The organism is Bradyrhizobium sp. HKCCYLS3070, assembly GCF_051167575.1.
Lineage (GTDB): Bacteria > Pseudomonadota > Alphaproteobacteria > Rhizobiales > Xanthobacteraceae > Bradyrhizobium.
The window spans coordinates 631,320-647,436 of sequence record NZ_JBNPTI010000002.1; the positions used below are offsets into that span (position 1 = coordinate 631,320).

The following is a 16,117-nucleotide window of genomic DNA, read 5'->3' on the forward strand; positions in this document are numbered from 1 at the left end:
TTCGTCATGTCTGATCCTTCAGCTCCGCCGGCGATGCGTCCGTCTCTTCTGGAGATCCGCGGCCTCACCAAGAGCTTCGGTGCGCTCAAGGCGCTGCAGGATGTCGACTTCATGCTGGGTGAGGGCGAGATCCACGCGCTGCTCGGCGAGAATGGCGCCGGCAAGTCGACGCTGATCAAGGTCGTCACCGGCGTTTTCGCGCGGGACGCCGGCACCGTGCGGCTGGCCGATCGGGAGATCGCGCCGCGCTCGGCCAAGGACGCGGTCGATGCCGGCATCGCCACCGTCTATCAGGAAGTCAATCTGCTGCCGAACCTCTCGGTGGCGCAAAATCTGTATCTCGGCCGGCAGCCGACGCGGTTCGGCGTCGTGCGCGAGGCCGAGATGCGGCGGCGCGCGCATGCGCTGCTGCTGGATTATGGGCTGGACATCGACGTCGGCGCACCGCTTTCGAGCTACTCGGTCGCGGTCCAGCATATCACGGCGATCGCGCGCGCCGTCGATCTGTCGGCGCGCGTCCTCATTCTCGACGAGCCCACGGCGAGCCTCGACCGCCACGAGGTCGAGATCCTGTTCAAGGTGATGCGAAAGCTCGCGGCTGATGGCATCGGCATCATCTTCGTCAGCCACTTCCTCGATCAGGTCTATGAGATCTGCGACCGCGTCACGGTGCTGCGCAACGGCCGGCTGATCGGCACGCGCGAGATTGCCGATCTGCCGCGGCTCGACCTGATCCGCATGATGCTCGGGCGGGAGCTGGCCGAGACCACCCACGAACGCGCAGCGAGCCAGCCGGACAAGGCGCGCGAGGTCTGCATCAGTTTCAAGGGCTATGGCAAGCAGGGCTACCTTGCGCCGTTCGATCTCGAGCTGCGCCGCGGCGAGGTGGTCGGGCTCGCCGGCCTGCTCGGCTCCGGACGCACCGAAACGGCACGGCTCGTGTTCGGCGCCGAGCGCGCCGACAGCGGCGCGGCCACCGTCAACGGTGAGACCGTCCGGCTGAATTCGCCGCGCGATGCCGCCGGGCTCGGCTTCGGCTATTGTCCGGAAGAGCGCAAGACGGAGGGCATCGTTGCCGACCTCACCGTGCGCGAGAACATCGTGCTGGCGCTACAGGCGCGGCGCGGCCTGCACCGGCCACTGTCGCGGCGCGAGCAGGACGAGATCGCGATGCGTTACATCCGCATGCTCGACATCCGGCCGCCGGATCCGGAACGTCCGATCGGGCTGCTGTCGGGCGGCAACCAGCAGAAGGCGCTGCTGGCGCGCTGGCTCGCCACGTCGCCGAAGCTCCTCGTTCTGGACGAGCCGACGCGCGGCATCGACGTCGGGGCCCATGCCGAGATCATCCGGCTGGTACGCGAGCTGTGCGAGCAGGGGCTGGCGCTGCTTGTGATCTCCTCCGAGCTCGACGAGATCGTGACCTATTCGAACCGCGTCATCGTGCTGCGCGACCGCGCCCATGTCGAGGAGCTGAAGGGCGACGCCGTCGAGGTCTCCAGCATTCTTGCGGCGATCGCTGCGGATACCGAGTCCGTGCGCGAGGCCGCATCATGACGCTTCGCATTCCCCGCCGTGGCCTGGCACAAGCGCTCGCACTGATCTTGATCCTGATCATCGATCGCGCGGTGTCGCCGCAGTTCTTCAATCTCCATCTGCAGGACGGCCGGCTGTTCGGCAGCGTCATCGACGTCCTGAACCGCGGCACGCCGGTGGCGCTGCTGTCGCTGGGCATGGTGCTCGTCATCGCGACCGGAGGCATCGACCTTTCGGTCGGTGCCGTGATGGCGATCGCGGGCGCCACCGCGGCGAGCCTCGCCGATACGCATTCGCTGCCGGTGGTCATCGGCTCCGCGCTCGCTGTCGGTCTGGTGTGCGGGCTCTGGAACGGCATCCTCGTTGCCTTCTTGCGTATCCAGCCGATCGTCGCAACGCTCATCCTGATGGTCGCAGGACGCGGCATCGCGCAGCTCATCACCGAGGGGCGCATCGTCACGTTCACGTCGCCCGATCTGGTCTGGATGGGCAACGGCGCCGTGCTCGGCCTGCCGACGCCGGTCGTGATCGCGATCGGCATGCTGCTGGTGACGGGGGCGGTCGTGCGCGGCACCGCGCTCGGGCTCTTGATCGAGGCGACCGGCGGCAACGCGCGCGCCAGCGAGCTGTCGGGCGTCGGCACCCGCGCCATGATCCTGTCGGTCTATGTCTGGTGCGGACTGTGCGCCGCGCTCGCGGGCGTCATTGCGGCCGCCGACATCATGGGGGCGGATGCCAACAATGCCGGGCTGTGGCTCGAGCTCGATGCGATCCTCGCCGTCGTGATCGGCGGCACCTCGCTGTTTGGCGGCCGCTTCAGCCTGGTGCTGGCGGTGGCCGGCGCGCTGATCATCCAGGCCATGAACACCGGCATTTTGCTGTCGGGCTATCCGCCGGAGCTCAATCTGCTGGTCAAGGCCGTCGTCGTACTTGCCGTGCTGCTGGCGCAATCGCCGCGGCTCGGCGATCTCTCGCGCTTCACCGCGCGCTGGCGGAGGACCAAGCCATGAAGGCCTCGACCTCGGTTGCGATCACGGCGTTCGTGCTGGTCGCCGGCTTCGCGTTGTGCGCGCTGCAGTTCCCGAACATCGCCTCGACCCGCGTCGTCGCTAATCTGCTCACCGACAACGCCTTCCTCGGCATCGTCGCGGCCGGCATGACCTTCGTCATCATCTCCGGCGGCATCGATCTGTCGGTCGGCTCGGTGATCGGCTTCACGACGGTGTTCGTGGCTCTGGCGGTCGAGCGCTGGGGCATTCCGCCGTTTGCCGCGTTCGCAATGGTGCTCGTGCTGTGCGCGCTGTTCGGCGCCGCGATGGGGGCGGTCATTCACGTATTTGAGCTGCCGCCCTTCATCGTGACGCTCGCGGGCATGTTCCTGGCGCGCGGCGTCAGCTTCCTGCTGTCGACCGAGTCGATTCCGATCACCGCTCCGATCTACAGTGCCGTCTCCGACTTTGCGATCCGGCTGCCAGGCGGCGGACGGCTCACCGCGATCGCGATGGCGATGCTCGTGATCCTGGTGCTCTGCGCGTTGCTGCTGCATTTGACCCGGTTTGGCGCCAACGTCTACGCGCTCGGCGGCAGCCGTGTGGCGACAGCCCTGATGGGCATTCCGGTCGGGCCGATGACGATCCGCATTTATATGCTGTCGAGCGTGCTTGCGGGCCTCGCCGGCATCGTCTTCTCGTTCTACACCGCGGCCGGCTACTCGCTCTCGGCCGTTGGCGTCGAGCTCGATACAATCGCGGCCGTGGTGATCGGCGGAACCTTGTTGACGGGCGGACAAGGCTCGGTCATCGGCACCTTCCTTGGCGTCCTGATCCAGGGCATGATCCAGACCTACATCAACTTCGACGGCACGCTGTCGAGCTGGTGGACCAAGATCGCCACGGGGGTTCTGTTGTTCGTCTTCATTGCGTTGCAACAAGGTCTGATGGCGCTCGCGCGCCGCTCATCCGTCAAGCCCGCAGGGGCCAAGCCGATGGGGGCGCCGACATGACGACGTCGCACATCGTCTCGATTCCGACCCGGCGCGCGCATTCCAACCATGCCGAGGTCGCTCGCAGCATCGGCATCGACATCATCTCCGGCCGATTGGCCGAGGGGGCGCGGCTGCCGGGTGATGCCGAACTGACCGCGACCTTCGGCGTCTCACGGCCGGTGCTGCGCGAGAGCGTGAAGACCCTCGTTGCAAAAGGTCTGCTGTCGACCAAGGCCCGCGTCGGCACCGTGGTGCGCGGACGCTCGGACTGGAACATGTTCGATCCCGACGTGCTCGCCTGGCACCTCGACGCGGGCATCGACAAGCGCTTCCTCGCCGACCTCGCCGAGATCCGGTTGGCGATCGAGCCGCGCGCCGCGGCGCTCGCGGCGGAACGCCGTACGGATGACGACGTCGCGGCGATGCGCAAGGCGATGGCGCAGATGGAGCGCGAGCCATCGACATCGGTCGCTTTCGCCGAGGCTGACCTTGCGCTGCACATCGCGGTCGCCAACGCCTCGGGCAATCCCTTCATGCGCTCGATCGGCGCTGTCATCGAGGCCGCGTTGCGCGCCTCGTTCGTCCTGAGCGCCCCGATCGAGACCGCCGATCGCGACACCGTGCTGGTCTGGCACCAGCGCATCATCGACGCGATCGCGGATGGAGACGCCGACGGCGCCTCCGAGGCCATGATCGAAGTCATCTACAACGGCCGGCGGCGCCATGCCCAGTCGGCTGCACGAACGGACCGGGAATGAGCAACGACAACGAGAAGAAGACGCTGCGGAGCCAGGCGTGGTTCGGCCGCCAGGACAAGATGGGCTTCTATTATCGCTCGTTCCTGAAGAACAGCGGCACGCCGCAGGATCGCTTCGAGGGCCGTCCGGTCATCGGCATCTGCAACACCTGGTCGGAGCTGACACCCTGCAACGCGCATTTCCGCGTCATCGCCGAGCATGTCCGCCAGGGCGTGCTCGATGCCGGCGGCTATCCGCTGGAGTTTCCGGTCTCCTCGCTCGGCGAGGTGACGATGCGCCCCACCGCGATGCTGTTCCGTAACCTCGCTTCGATGGATGTCGAGGAGGCGATCCGCGCCCACCCGCTCGACGGCGTCGTGCTGCTGATGGGCTGTGACAAGACCACGCCGGCGCTCTTGATGGGCGCCGCCTCGGCCAACCTGCCTGCGATCGGTGTTTCAGGCGGGCCACAACTGCGCGGCGTCTATCGTGGCCAGATCATCGGCTCCGGTACCAACATCATCTCGATGAGCGAGCAGCTGCGTGCCGGCGAGATCACGCTGAAGGAATTCCACGAGGCCGAGGCCGGCATGAACCGCTCCGCCGGCAGCTGCATGACCATGGGCACGGCCTCGACGATGGCCTCGATGGTCGAGGCGCTCGGCATCGGCTTGCCGGAAAATGCGGCGATTCCGGCTGCGGATGCGCGGCGCAACCTGCTGGCCCGCATGGCCGGACGGCGCATCGTCCAGATGGTCGGCGAGGATCTCAAGCCGTCGGATATCCTGACGCGCCAGGCGTTCGAGAACGCGATCCGCACGCTGGCCGCGATCGGCGGCTCGACCAATGCCGTCGTGCATCTGCTCGCGATCGCCGGCCGTGTCGGCGTCGAGCTGACGCTCGATGATTTCGATCGGCTCTGCCGCGACGTGCATTGCCTGGTCGACCTGATGCCGTCGGGCCGCTTCCTGATGGAGGACTTCTATTACGCCGGCGGCCTGCCGGCGGTGCTGCGTGCGCTCGGCGAGCGCGGCCTGCTGCACAAGGACGCGCGCACCGTCAACGGCAAGACGTTGTGGGACAATGTCGCCGAGGCTCCGAACTGGAACGCCGAGGTCATCACACCGTTCGAGACCCCGTTCAAGACGGAAGCCGGCATCGCCATTCTCACCGGCAATCTCGCCCCCAACGGCGCTGTCATCAAGCCGTCGGCGGCCTCGCCGGAACTGATGAACCATACGGGACGCGCGGTCGTGTTCGAGAGCGTCGAGGAGATGCATGACGCGGTCGACGACGACAATCTCGACATCGATGCGTCCTGCATCATGGTGCTGAAGAACTGCGGGCCGAAGGGCTATCCGGGCATGGCCGAGGTCGGCAACATGCCGCTGCCTGCGAAAGTGCTGCGTCAGGGCGTGCGCGACATGATCCGCATCTCCGATGCGCGCATGTCCGGCACGGCCTACGGCACGGTGGTGCTGCATGTCGCGCCGGAGGCTACCGTCGGCGGACCGCTGGCGCTGGTGAAGAACGGCGACATGATCACGCTCGACGTCGCCGCGCGCCGGCTGCATCTGCATGTCAGCGACGAGGAACTGGCCGCACGCCGCGCCGCCTGGACGCCGCCGAAGCCGCATGCGGCCCGCGGCTATCAGAAGCTCTACATCGATCACGTGCTGCAGGCCGATCGCGGCGTCGATTTCGATTTCCTCGTCGGCCGCACCGGCTCGCCCGTGCCGCGCGACAATCACTGAGAGGGGCCCATGACCGCTTCCGCCAAAAAGCTCTACAAGGGAGTCTTCCCGGTGGCGCCGACCGTGTTCGACGCCGACGGCCGTCTCGACCTCGAAGGCCAGAAGCGAGCGATCGACTTCATGATCGATGCCGGCTCGCACGGCATCTGCATCCTCGCCAATTTCTCCGAGCAGTTCGTGCTGACCGATGACGAGCGCGATCTGGTGATGACCACGGTGCTGGAGCATGTTGCCGGCCGCGTGCCGATCATCGTCACCACGACGCATTTCTCGACCTTTGTCTGCGCCGAGCGTTCGCGCCGGGCGCAGGAGAAGGGCGCTGCCATGGTCATGGTGATGCCGCCCTATCACGGCGCGACCTTCCGCGTGCCGGACACCTCGATCTATGAATTCTATCGCGGCGTCTCCGACGCGATCTCGATCCCGATCATGGTGCAGGACGCGCCGGTCGCCGGCACGCCGCTATCGGTGCCGTTCTTGGCGCGCATGGCCAAGGAGATCGAGAACCTCGCTTATTTCAAGATCGAAGTGCCGCGTGCGGCCGACAAGTTGCGCGCGCTGATCGAGGCAGGCGGCCCGGCGATCGAAGGTCCGTGGGACGGCGAGGAGGCAATCACCCTGATGGCCGATCTCGACGCGGGCGCCACCGGCGCGATGACCGGCGGCGGCTATCCCGACGGCATTCGCAAGGTCATCGATCCGTATTTCGCGGGCGACCGCGAGGCCGCGGCGGCGGCCTATGAGCGCTGGCTGCCGCTGATCAACTACGAGAACCGGCAGTGCGGGCTTGCCACCTGCAAGATCCTGATGAAGGCGGGCGGCGTGATCCGCCACGACACGCTGCGCGCGCCGCAGCCGCCAATTCATCCGGCGACCCAGAAGGGACTGATCGAGATTGCGCGCCGGCTCGACCCAGTCGTGCTGCGCTGGGGACGCTAGAGATGAGTGAGCTTCGTGTCGCCATCGTCGGCTTTGGTAAGATCGCCAGGGATCAGCACGTGCCGGCGATCGCCGCCACCGAGGGCGTGACCCTGACGGCGGTGGCGAGCCGCAACGCCTCTCTGCCAGGCCTGCCGCATTTCGGCACCATCGAGGAGCTGCTGCGCGACGGGCCGGAGATCGACGCCGTCTCGCTATGCACGCCGCCGCAGGTGCGCCGCGCGCAGGCGCAGGCCGCGCTCGAGGCCGGCAAGCACGTGATGCTGGAGAAGCCGCCGGGTGCGGCGGTCAGCGAGCTCGATCCACTGATCGCGCTCGCGGCTGCCAAGCAGCGCACGCTGTTCGCGACCTGGCATTCGCGCTATGCGCCGGCCGTCGAGCCGGCGCGCGCGTGGCTGTCGTCGCGTCAGATCCGCAGCGTGCGCATCGACTGGAAGGAGGACGTGCGCGTCTGGCATCCCGGACAGGCCTGGATCTGGGAGCCGGGCGGGCTCGGCGTGTTCGATCCGGGGATCAACGCGCTGTCGATCCTGACCCGCATCCTGCCCGAGCCGGTGTTCCTGACCGAGGCCGAACTGTCGTTTCCGTCCAACCGCCAGGCGCCGATCGCGGCCAACCTGTCACTGTCGACAGCCAGCGACCTGCCGATCGCGGCCGAGTTCGACTTCCGCCAGACCGGGCCGCAGAGCTGGGACATCCGGATCGAGACCGACGCCGGGCAGTTGAAGCTGTCGCTCGGCGGCGCGCGGATGACCGCGGACGATCAGCCGATGGTCGACGAGAAGGAACGCGAATATCCCGGCCTCTATCGTCGCTTCGTCGAGCTGACGAAGACCGGCGCTGGTGACGTCGATCTTGCGCCGCTGCGGCTGGTGGCCGATGCGTTCCTGCTCGGCCGCCGGCAATTCGTCGAGCCGTTCGAGGACTAGAGCGATGGCAGAAGCGCGGATCACCAGGGATGTGTTTGGCAGCCTGCCGGACGGCCGCGAGGTCGAGCGCGTCACCTTGCGTGGCGCTCACGGTTTCGAGGCGCGGATCATCACCTACGGCGCGGCGCTGCAGACGCTGCTGGTGCCGGATGCGCAGGGGCTTGTCGATGACGTGGTGCTCGGTCATGACGACTTGCTGAGCTACGTCAAGCTCCGAAAGTTCTTCGGTGCGACGGTCGGGCGCTACGCCAACCGCATCGCCAAGGCGCGCTTTTCGCTCGACGGTCAGGATCTGCGCCTCGACGCCAACAATGGTGCACATGCATTGCATGGCGGTCCCGACGGCTTCGACCGCAAGCTCTGGCAGATCGTCGCGACCGAAGACGGCGCCCAGCCCTCGGTCACGATGCTCTATGTCAGTCCCGACGGCGAGGCCAATTATCCGGGGCGGCTCGACGTTCGTGTCACCTATCAGTTGACCGGGCCGATGGAGCTGGCTGTCAGCTTCAGCGCCCGGACCACCCGGACGACGGTGGTCAACCTGACCAACCACAGCTTCTTCAATCTCGATGGCCTGGCCGCCGGCAGCGACATCCTTGATCATCGTCTGACCGTCGAAGCCGACCATTATCTTGCGATCGACGAGACCGCGATCCCGCTGGAAGGGCCGCCGCACGCTGTCGCCGGCACGCCGTTCGATTTCCGCGAGCCGCATGCGGTCGGTGCCCGCATCCGCGCTGACGACCCGCAGATCAAATGCGGTCGCGGCTACGATCATAATTTCTGCCTTCGACAGCAGGCGGGGGTGCGCTTGGCCGCCCGGCTGGCGTCCCCGCGTTCGGGGCGCGTCATGGAGTTGCTCACCGATCAGCCCGGCCTGCAGGTCTATTCCGGAAACTATCTTGACGGGACCGTGACCGGCAAGGGGCGTGTCTATCGTCAGTCCGACGCGCTCTGCCTGGAGCCGCAGGTCTGGCCGGACAGTCCGAACCGCCCGGATTTTCCCAGCGCGCGTCTTGCGCCCGACGACGTCTACAAGCACGAGACGGTGTATCGCTTCTCGACCGCGGGAGCGTCCGCATGATGGAGCAGGTGCCGACCACGATCCTCTGCGACGAGCGCTGCCATCTCGGCGAGGGGCCGACCTACGATCCCCACACCGACACCGCCTGGTGGTTCGACATTCGTGAAGGCCTGCTGTTCGAGGCCAAGATCGGCAGCGGCGAACTCCGCCGGCATGGCCTCGGCAGGATGGCGAGCGCGCTCGGCCGTATCGATGCCAACAGGCAGTTGATCGTGGCCGAGGACGGGCTCTACATCCGCAGCATCGCCGACGGTGCGCTATCCCTGTATCTGCCGCTCGAAGCCGACAATCCGGCGACGCGGTCGAACGACTCCCGGGTTCATCCCTCCGGGACGTTCTGGATCGGCACCATGGGCCGCAACGCCGAATGCGGCCTGGGCTCGATCTACGCGCTGCATCGCGGCGAGATCATCCGCCTGTTCCCCAACGTCACCATTCCCAACGCGATCTGCTTCTCGCCGGATGGCACGATCGGCTATTTCGCCGACACCGACGAGAACGTCCTCTATCGTGTCGCACTCGACCCGGAGACGGGCCTGCCGCGCGGTGAGCCGGAGGTCCTGCTGCGCCATGCCGGCGTCGGGGGGCTGGATGGCGCCGTCGTCGATGCCGAGGGGCGCATCTGGAACGCACGCTGGGGCGGCGGTTGCGTCGATGTCTACAGCCCGCAGGGCGAGCATCTCCGCAGCATCGCGGTTCCGGCCAGCCAGGCGAGCTGCCCGGCGTTCGTCGGCCCCGGTCTGTCGCGCCTGCTGGTCACGTCGGCCTGGCAGGACATGGACGCGGCGGCCAAGGCGGCCGACCCCGGCCATGGCCAGACTTTCCTTCTCGAGGTCGGCGCTCACGGTCGCGCCGAGCCTGACGTCAAGCTGTCGATCTGAGAGGAGGAACAATCGAGTCGAGCGTCGTTCAGCCTAACAGCCATCTGGTATCAAGATACGCAATCGCGTATTCCTAGTTCAAATCTGAAAATCTTAGAGGGAGTGAAGCATGCTGAATTTCAAGACCATCATGGCCGCCGCGCTGGCCGGCCTCGGCGCCGTGGCCCTGTCCGGCGCTGCAATGGCCCAGAGCAAGCCGACGATCGGCATCGCGATGCCGACCAAGTCGTCGGCGCGCTGGATCGACGACGGCAACAACATGGTCAAGGTGCTGAAGGAGCGCGGCTACAACACCGACCTGCAATATGCCGAGGACGACATCCCGAACCAGCTCTCGCAGGTCGAGAACATGGTCACCAAGGGCGCCAAGGTGCTGGTCATCGCGGCGATCGACGGCACCACGCTGTCCGACGCGCTGAAGCAGGCCAAGGAGAAGGGCGTCACCGTGATCGCCTATGACCGCCTGATCCGCGACACGCCGAATGTCGACTACTACGCGACCTTCGACAATTTTCAGGTCGGTGTGCTGCAGGCGCAGTCGATCGTCGACAAGCTCGGCCTGAAGGACGGCAAGGGCCCGTTCAACATCGAGCTGTTCGGCGGCTCTCCGGACGACAACAACGCCTACTTCTTCTACAACGGCGCGATGTCGGTGCTGCAGCCCTATCTCGACTCCGGCAAGCTCGTGGTGGCGTCCGGTCAGAAGGGCATGGACAAGGTCGCGACCCTGCGCTGGGACGGCGCCACCGCCCAGGCCCGCATGGACAACCTGCTCAGCGCCTATTACGGCAACAAGCGTGTCGACGCGGTGCTGTCGCCCTATGACGGCCTCTCGATCGGCATCATCTCCTCCTTGAAGGGCGTCGGCTATGGCAGCGGCAACCAGCCGATGCCGGTCATCTCCGGCCAGGACGCCGAAGTGCCGTCCGTCAAGGCGATCCTGCGCGGCGATCAGTACTCGACCATCTTCAAGGACACCCGCGACCTCGCCAAGGTGACCGCCGACATGGTCGATGCTGCGCTGAGCGGCAAGCAGGTGCAGGTCAACGACACCAAGACCTACAACAACGGCGTCAAGGTCGTCCCGGCCTATCTGCTCAAGCCGGTCGTCGTCGACAAGAGCAACTGGGAGAAGGTTCTGATCGGCAGCGGCTATTACAAGAAGTCGCAGGTCGAGTGATCTCAACCGGCCGGCGAGCGCGGCCATGCGCTCGCCGGCTACTCTCGTTTAGGGCGGCTCAAGTGTTGCGGGAAACAGGGCGATGACGGCAATCCTCGAGATGCGCGGCGTCAGCAAGAGCTTCGTGGGCGTGCAGGCGCTCCGCGACGTCAGCTTCACGGTCGAGGCGGGCGAGATCCACGCCCTGGTCGGCGAGAATGGCGCCGGCAAGTCGACCTTGATGAAGGTGCTGAGCGGCGTCTATCCCTATGGCCGCTATGAGGGCCAGATCATCTTCGAGGGCGAGGAGCGGCGCTTCCGCGACATCAACGATTCCGAGGCGCTCGGCATCATCATCATCCACCAGGAGCTCGCGCTGATCCCGCTGATGTCGATCGCCGAGAACATCTTCCTGTCGCATGCGCCGCAACGCTTCGGCGTCATCGATCGCGACGAGGTCTACCGGCGCACCCAGCAACTGCTGGCCCAGGTCGGCCTGAAGGAATCGCCGGATACGCTGATCACCGATCTCGGCGTCGGCAAGCAGCAATTGGTCGAGATCGCCAAGGCGCTGTCCAAGCGCGTCAAGCTCTTGATTCTCGACGAGCCGACCGCGAGCCTGAACGAGGCCGACAGCCAGGCGCTGCTCGACCGCCTCGTCACCTTCCGCGAGCAGGGCATCTCCTCGATCCTGATCACGCACAAGCTGAACGAGGTCGCCCGCGTCGCCGATCGCATCACGGTGCTCCGCGACGGCCGCAGCGTCGACAGCATCGACTGCCGCGCCGAGCCGGTCCTGGAGGACCGCATCATCAAGAGCATGGTCAATCGCGACATGGCGCACCGCTTCCCCGAGCGGCAGCCCAAGATCGGCGAGCCCGTGTTCACGGTCGAGAACTGGTCGGTCTACCACCCGCAGCATTCCGACCGCCAAGTGATCAAGAACGTCAACTTCCAGGTGCGCCGCGGCGAGATCGTCGGCATCGCCGGCCTGATGGGCGCGGGACGCACCGAATTCGCCATGAGCCTGTTCGGCCGCTCGTGGGGCGTCAACATCACGGGCCGCGCCCGCCTCGAAGGCCACGACGTCAATCTCAACAGCGTACCGGCGGCCATCGATGCCGGCCTCGCCTATGTCACCGAGGACCGCAAGCAGCTCGGCCTGATCCTGGCCGACGACGTGCGCAAGAACATCACCCTGGCGAGCCTATCCCAGGTCGCGCCGAACGGCGTGATCGACGACATCGCCGAGCTCAAGGCGGCGTCCGGCTACCGCGGCCGGATGCGCATCCGCTGCTCCGACGTCTATCAGGAGGCCGGCCAGCTCTCCGGCGGCAACCAGCAGAAGGTCGTGCTGTCGAAATGGCTGATGACCGATCCCAAGGTCTTGATCCTTGACGAGCCGACGCGGGGCATCGACGTTGGCGCAAAGTATGAGATTTACTGTATCATCCAGGAGCTCGCCGATGCCGGCCGGGGTGTTGTCGTGATCTCATCGGAGATGCCGGAGCTGCTCGGAATCTGTGACCGCATCTGCGTGATGAATGACGGCGCCTTCGTCGGCGAGTTCGCCGGGCCGGAGGCGACGCAGGAAAAGATCATGCGCGCCATCATGCGTAACGAAACCATCAAGAACCAGGAGACGGCCGCGTAAGCGGTCGGGAGGACGCCAGCAATGACCGACAAGACGGTTTCGCTCCCGGAAGAGAAGTCGCATAGCGGCTTCCTGAAGAACAATCTGCGCAGCTACGGCATGCTGCTGTCGCTGTTCGTGATCATGCTGTTCTTCCAGTTCATGACCGACGGCACCCTGCTGCAGCCGCTCAACCTCACCAACCTGGTGCTGCAGAACAGCTATATCGTCATCATGGCGCTGGGCATGCTGCTGGTGATCGTGACCGGGCACATCGATTTGTCGGTCGGCTCGGTTGCGGGCTTCGTCGGCGCGGTCGCCGCCGTGCTGATGGTGCGCTATCACATCGACTTCCCGCTCGCGATCATCGCCTGCCTGATCGTCGGCGCCGCGATCGGCGCCGCGCAGGGCTATTGGGTGGCCTATTTCGGCATTCCCTCCTTCATCGTCACCTTGGCCGGCATGCTCGTGTTCAAGGGTCTGGCGCTGGCGCTGCTGCAGGGGCAGTCGGTCGGGCCGTTCCCGGGCACGTTCCAGAAGCTGTCGTCCGGCTTCATCCCTGAGTTCATGCCGAGCGCGGCGCACCTTTATCCCACGTCGCTCGCGATCGGCGCGGTGCTGACGCTCATTCTGGTCTATGCCAGCGTCAAGGGCCGCGCGCGCGAAGTGGAGCACGGCATCGAGGTCGAGCCGTTCGGCTTCTTCGCCGCCAAGAACGTCGTGCTGGCCGGCGCATTGATGTATTTCACCTATCTGATCGCCTCGCATCGCGGCCTGCCCAACGTGCTGGTCATCATGACCGCGCTGATCGCGCTGTACGGCTTCATGACGCGCCGCACGGTGATCGGCCGGCAGATCTATGCGGTCGGCGGCAACGCCAAGGCGGCCAAGCTGTCGGGTATCAAGACCGAGCGGCTGGTGTTCATGACCTTCGTCAACATGGGCGTGCTGGCCGCGCTGGCCGGCCTGATCTTCGCCGCCCGGCTCAACACCGCGACGCCGAAGGCCGGCCTCGGCTTCGAGCTCGACGTCATCGCGGCGTGCTTCATCGGCGGCGCCTCGGCCTATGGCGGCGTCGGACGGGTCGGCGGCGCTGTCATCGGCGCCATGATCATGGGCGTGATGAACAACGGCATGTCCATCCTCGGCATCGGCATCGACTATCAGCAGGTCATCAAGGGCCTGGTGCTGCTCGGTGCCGTCTGCATCGACGTCTACAACCAGCGCCGCTGAGCGCTATACGCCGCACATTCTCTGACAGGGCGTCTTAGCCGGGGCTCTTCGGCATCCGCCCCCGTCATTCCGGGGCGCGCGTCGCGCGAGCCCGGAATCCATCTGTCCTCACGCTCCCCAGTGAAATGGATTCCGGGCTCGCCTTGCGGGCGCCCCGGAATGACGAGGTCGAGTCCGTCGCCGACCTATACCACGTGGAAATTCGACACGCTGTCGTTGGCGAGCTGGGCGACGAGCTGCAGCTCCCAGTCGATATAGGCCTGCATCGCTTCGGCGGCGTTGTCGGTGCCCTCATAGGGACGCTTGTAGACGTCGTCGGCAGGCGAGATCCATGAGGACCGATCGCTCTCCAGCACATGGCCGGCAGCCGTCCAGGCGCGCGTACCGCCGGTGAGCGCGCGGAGCTCACGCGTCGTTGCGGCACGTGCATCCGCAAGCGCAAAGGCCGCCTCGGCGCCGTCGTCACTTGTCAGCACGATCGGACCGTCGCCTGGCAGCTTGACGAGATCCGATGAAAAGCGCGACGCCAGCACGAAGTGTGCGCCCGGAATGTGTCCGGCCTTGTAGCTCGGACTGCGCGTGAGATCGACGATGGTCCACGCCGCCGCATCGGCCGCGAGTTGCTCGGCGCTGATCGCCGCGTCGCCAAGCTGCGGCAGCGGCGGTCGGCGTGCGGCGCGGATTTCGGTTTCGGTCGTTCCAACGACATCCGGTCCCACGACCGCCACGTCCCAGCCCATCTGCTTCAGCCATGACGCCGTCATGCGCGCGCGCACGCCGTCATCGTCGAACAGCACCAGGCGGGCGCCGCGCACGCCGACCCACTCGTCGGTCGCCTGCACCAGCTGGCCGCCCGGCGCCGACGCGAAGCCAGCCGGATGGCCGGCGGCGTAGTCCTCGGGCGTGCGAACGTCGAGGCAATACAGCGTGCGCGTCCCAGCCTCGGCCTGATAGCGCGCGAAGGTCACGGCATCGAGCACGCCGACCCCGACGCGCTCGGACCAGGCCTTGGCATCCGCCAGCGCGGTCGCGTAGCTCGCCTCTGGCCGCTCCAGCATGCGCGCGGTCCTGCCGCGTTCGACCTGATGGCCGGCAAGGGTCCAGCCGATGGTGCCGTTGCGCAACGCATAGATCTTGTTCGGCAGCCCGGCATTGATCAACGACTGCGTGCCGATGATCGAGCGCGTGCGTCCGGCGCAGTTGACGATGATCGTGGTGTCGGGCGACGGCGCGAGCTCGCGCGCCCGAAACGCCAGCTCGCCGCCGGGGACACTGACCCCGCGCGGGATGCTCATGGTGCGATATTCCTCGAAGCGGCGGGCGTCGAGCACGACCAGATTCGACTCGCGCTCGATCAGCGCCTTGGCTTCGTCGGCCGACAGAGACGGCGTGTGCCGGATGGCCTCGACCAATTCGCCGAACGCCTTGCTCGGCACGTTGACGTCCCGGAACACCTCGCCATGGCGCGCATAGCCCGACAGCCCGCCAGCGAGCATCGCGACGTCGGTGTAGCCCAGTGCATGAATGCGCGGCACCGCGCGGGCGGCATAGCCTTCGCCGTCATCATAAACGACGACGGGTACATTCAGACGCGGCACGAGATCGAGGATGCGCAGCTCGATCTGCGACAGTGGCAGCGACACCGCGAAGAACGGGTGCGACAGCGAGTAGGGGCCCTCCTCGCGGACATCGAGCAGCGCCACCTCCTCGCCGGCACGCCAGCGCCGCCGCAGCTCGGTCGGGGTCGTCTGGCGCGGCTGATCGGATGCATTTCGGGGCAGGTGAGAGGGCGTCGGCGATGTCATTCGGGAGTCCGCAGGTGAGGTCCGCCGCGGTCCCCGGCATCGTTCATGCGTCCGTGGAGCAGACCTGCGGCATGGACCCACAATCACGGTGCGCGGCCCGGGGCCGGGGCGCATGGAATCGCCCTTGTGTGGCGGCAGGACGACCGTTTGTCCAGCCCGCCGCCCCCGATTGCGCTCGGCGGCAGCGCCGGTCAGACGTGCGGCCCAAGCATGGCGATGTAGAACAAATCCTCGCTCGAGAGCCCGGCGGACCGCCGCGGAAGAACGGCCGCGTTTCGTCCGGTCGTCCTCTGCTCCGCCATGCGCTCGGAACGGAAGGTGCCGAGCCAGCCTCCAAACCACGAGACGTAGCGCATGAGATCCTCCGCAGCTGCTGTGGCCACTCGACTATCACGCGGCAGAATTGCGCGGACAAGGTCCGGTCATGCTGTCGCGCGACTTTG

Annotated in this window: 14 protein-coding genes; 12 read left to right on the forward strand and 2 right to left on the reverse strand. The window is 66.4% G+C overall.

Annotation, left to right across the window (positions count from 1 at the left end):
• Nucleotides 1-6: 6 nt before the first annotated feature.
• The 12 genes from ACQR03_RS11540 to mmsB all read left to right on the forward strand — a co-directional run bounded on the left by ACQR03_RS11540 (nt 7) and on the right by mmsB (nt 13,869).
• Nucleotides 7-1,557: a sugar ABC transporter ATP-binding protein gene (locus tag ACQR03_RS11540; protein ID WP_316175846.1), complete on the forward strand. Its 1,551-nt coding sequence runs from the start codon at nt 7-9 to the stop codon at nt 1,555-1,557.
• Nucleotides 1,554-2,546, forward strand: a complete 993-nt coding sequence (locus tag ACQR03_RS11545) for an ABC transporter permease (RefSeq protein WP_315718199.1) — start codon at nt 1,554-1,556, stop codon at nt 2,544-2,546. Before ACQR03_RS11540 ends, ACQR03_RS11545 begins: the two co-directional genes overlap by 4 nt.
• Nucleotides 2,543-3,538, forward strand: coding sequence for a galactofuranose ABC transporter, permease protein YjfF (gene yjfF / locus ACQR03_RS11550; RefSeq protein WP_315718200.1), 996 nt, complete (start codon nt 2,543-2,545; stop codon nt 3,536-3,538). The genes ACQR03_RS11545 and yjfF overlap by 4 nt, the downstream gene beginning before the upstream one ends.
• A complete protein-coding gene (locus ACQR03_RS11555) occupies nt 3,535-4,278 on the forward strand; it encodes a FadR/GntR family transcriptional regulator (protein WP_315718201.1) in 744 nt (247 codons plus the stop codon). The genes yjfF and ACQR03_RS11555 overlap by 4 nt, the downstream gene beginning before the upstream one ends.
• The gene (locus ACQR03_RS11560) at nt 4,275-6,011 is read left to right on the forward strand and encodes an IlvD/Edd family dehydratase (protein WP_315718202.1); all 1,737 of its coding nucleotides are present in this window, start codon (nt 4,275-4,277) and stop codon (nt 6,009-6,011) included. The genes ACQR03_RS11555 and ACQR03_RS11560 overlap by 4 nt, the downstream gene beginning before the upstream one ends.
• 9 nt (nt 6,012-6,020) lie before the next feature.
• Nucleotides 6,021-6,950: a dihydrodipicolinate synthase family protein gene (locus tag ACQR03_RS11565; protein WP_316201147.1), complete on the forward strand. Its 930-nt coding sequence runs from the start codon at nt 6,021-6,023 to the stop codon at nt 6,948-6,950.
• Between the two features lie 2 nt (nt 6,951-6,952).
• Nucleotides 6,953-7,879, forward strand: coding sequence for a Gfo/Idh/MocA family protein (locus ACQR03_RS11570; RefSeq protein WP_316167678.1), 927 nt, complete (start codon nt 6,953-6,955; stop codon nt 7,877-7,879).
• Nucleotides 7,880-7,883: 4 nt separating this feature from the next.
• A complete protein-coding gene (locus ACQR03_RS11575; RefSeq protein ID WP_316167680.1) occupies nt 7,884-8,963 on the forward strand; it encodes an aldose epimerase family protein in 1,080 nt (359 codons plus the stop codon).
• Nucleotides 8,963-9,844 carry an SMP-30/gluconolactonase/LRE family protein gene (locus ACQR03_RS11580; protein ID WP_315750448.1) on the forward strand — a complete coding sequence of 294 codons (882 nt, stop codon included), beginning with the start codon at nt 8,963-8,965 and terminating at the stop codon, nt 9,842-9,844. Before ACQR03_RS11575 ends, ACQR03_RS11580 begins: the two co-directional genes overlap by 1 nt.
• A 109-nt stretch (nt 9,845-9,953) precedes the next feature.
• Entirely contained in the window at nt 9,954-11,024 is a 1,071-nt protein-coding gene (chvE, locus tag ACQR03_RS11585) for a multiple monosaccharide ABC transporter substrate-binding protein (protein WP_315750336.1), read from the forward strand.
• Between the two features lie 82 nt (nt 11,025-11,106).
• The gene (mmsA, locus tag ACQR03_RS11590; RefSeq protein WP_315750337.1) at nt 11,107-12,657 is read left to right on the forward strand and encodes a multiple monosaccharide ABC transporter ATP-binding protein; all 1,551 of its coding nucleotides are present in this window, start codon (nt 11,107-11,109) and stop codon (nt 12,655-12,657) included.
• 21 nt (nt 12,658-12,678) lie between these two features.
• Nucleotides 12,679-13,869 carry a multiple monosaccharide ABC transporter permease gene (gene mmsB / locus ACQR03_RS11595; RefSeq protein ID WP_316167685.1) on the forward strand — a complete coding sequence of 397 codons (1,191 nt, stop codon included), beginning with the start codon at nt 12,679-12,681 and terminating at the stop codon, nt 13,867-13,869.
• Between the two features lie 185 nt (nt 13,870-14,054).
• Here the strand turns inward: mmsB and ACQR03_RS11600 are convergent, their stop codons facing one another.
• Both ACQR03_RS11600 and ACQR03_RS11605 read right to left on the reverse strand, forming a co-directional pair.
• Nucleotides 14,055-15,674, reverse strand: coding sequence for a rhodanese-like domain-containing protein (locus tag ACQR03_RS11600; protein WP_316201145.1), 1,620 nt, complete (start codon nt 15,672-15,674; stop codon nt 14,055-14,057).
• A gap of 191 nt (nt 15,675-15,865) precedes the next feature.
• Entirely contained in the window at nt 15,866-16,030 is a 165-nt protein-coding gene (locus ACQR03_RS11605; protein WP_315750340.1) for a hypothetical protein, read from the reverse strand.
• Nucleotides 16,031-16,117: the final 87 nt, after the last annotated feature.